Below are 1,407 nucleotides of genomic sequence, written 5' to 3'. Positions count from 1 at the left end.
TGTCCTCATCGAGAAAAGACAATTCAACCGCCGGTCGCATTTTAATTCGCCCCTCGTCCACATATTCCAAAAGTTCGGGAACAAGGTTTGTAAGGCGAATATATCGCTGAATCTGCGTTTTGCTGTCATCTGATTTATCAGCTAACAACATTACAGATTTTGTTCCCACCAACTTGTCCCCCAGTGGGTCACAAGTTAAATCCGTGCGTTCTCCTTGCCTTTTCATTGCTTCCAAACGCATTTTGTAGGCATAGGCTTTTTCCGAGGGAAGTATCTGCGACCTTTGGTAGTTGCTCTCAACCATTAAAATCGTGGCTTCGTCTCGGTTCAGTTCAACGACTTCACAACGGAGCGTATCAAACCCGGCAAGCTCACAGGCTCGCTTTCGCCTGTGTCCTGAAATGAGTTCGTATCTGCCGTCCTCTTTCTGCCTTACCGTCGCCGGAGTAATAACCCCTCGTTCCTTAATACTCTCAATGAGCTGTGCCATATCCTCGTCATCACGCACCTTAAAAGGGTGGTCGGGGAAATCGTCAATCTCAGTCAAGGGAATATCTCGGATTTTTGAAAGCTTTTCTTCATCTCTCTGTTCCTGCGTAGAAAATAAGTCATCGAGCTTCGTGAGAGTGAAGTCGCTCTTTCTTCCTGCCATCGGCTAACACCTCCTTTGTAAATTCGGTGTACGCCTTTGACACCGTGCTGCCCGGTTCGTAGGCAAAAATGCTCTTGCCTTTGGAAGAAGTCTCTGCGGCTTTTACGGCAATCGGGATATATGTTCGATACATCTTGATTTGATTACCGAAGTTTTCTCTCAGAGCTTCTACCGTGCTTTTGGCGAGGTTGGTACGGCTATCCACCAAAGTGAGAAGCATACCGTCAATCTTTAAGTTCGGATTGATACGCTTCTTAACCCTTGAAATGGTCTGAACAAGCTGCGTCATTCCTTTTGCCGGTAAATACTGAGCCTGAACAGGAATAATAACGCTGTCTGCCGCAGATAGAGCATTGATTGTTACCATTCCGAGGGAAGGCATACAATCTATAAGGATATAGTCGTATTTGTCCTTCACTTCGCTGAGATAATTTCTCAAGGCTGTTTCTCTGCTCATTGCGTTGACAAGGTTAAATTCCATTGCAGAAAGCTCAAGGTTTGCAGGAACAAGGTCAACACCTTCGTCGTGGTGCAGAATATCGTTTCATTTATGACATCTGTGAGTTTCGTTGCAAGCGTGATACCCAAGTTGTCTGTATCCTGCCAACCGAGACAAGTGGTTAAGTCGCCCTGTGGGTCTGCGTCTATGAGCAGCACTTTTTTTCCCTGCATTGCAAGACCGACGCCGAGGTTTACCGTGGTGGTCGTCTTTCCAACTCCGCCTTTTTGATTGCATATAGCAATCGTTTTGCAGT

General features: G+C 46.2%; 1 protein-coding gene and 1 pseudogene. Both read right to left on the bottom strand.

Going from position 1 to position 1,407, the window contains the following annotated elements; translation table 11 throughout:
* The coding region (locus ACLU24_RS14635) for a ParB/RepB/Spo0J family partition protein (protein WP_412613368.1) at positions 1-652 on the bottom strand (652 nt) is incomplete at its 3' end.
* Positions 609-1,390 (bottom strand): annotated as a pseudogene (locus ACLU24_RS14630) (ParA family protein). The gene ACLU24_RS14635 and the pseudogene ACLU24_RS14630, both read right to left, overlap by 44 nt.
* Positions 1,391-1,407: the final 17 nt, after the last annotated feature.

Source organism: Pseudoruminococcus sp., from assembly GCF_047012705.1.
Classification (GTDB): Bacteria; Bacillota; Clostridia; order Oscillospirales; family Acutalibacteraceae; genus Pseudoruminococcus.
This window is presented reverse-complemented; position numbering and strand designations above follow the sequence as displayed.